At 68.7% G+C, this 348-nt stretch carries 1 protein-coding gene; it reads right to left on the minus strand.

Features of this window, described 5'->3' with window-relative positions:
• On the minus strand, positions 1 to 348 hold a 348-nt coding region (locus E2B92_RS32500; RefSeq protein ID WP_327437508.1), incomplete at both ends, for a carboxyl transferase domain-containing protein.

The raw sequence follows: 348 nt of genomic DNA on the forward strand, positions 1-348 counted from the left end.
ACGGGCCGAGCATCACGCTGATCTGCGGGATGACACCCGAGGCACGCGTGTTGCGCTGGAAGATCCCGCCGTACCCCGCCAGGGCGCTGACGCCCTCCTGGATACGGGCCCCCGCACCGTCGTTCAGGGAGACCAGCGGCGCACCCGCCGCGATGGCCATGTCCATGATCTTGTGGATCTTCGTCGCGTGGGCCTCGCCCAGCGCCCCGCCGAAGATCCGGAAATCGTGCGCGTAGACGAAGACCGTCCGGCCCTCGACCGTGCCCCAACCGGTGATCACACCATCGGTGTACGGCTTCTTGCTCTCCAGCCCGAACCCGGTCGCCCGGTGCCGGCGCAACTGCTCGA

Origin of the sequence: Streptomyces sp. WAC05374, assembly GCF_004353505.1 — a bacterium.
Taxonomy (GTDB): Bacteria; Actinomycetota; Actinomycetes; order Streptomycetales; family Streptomycetaceae; genus Streptomyces.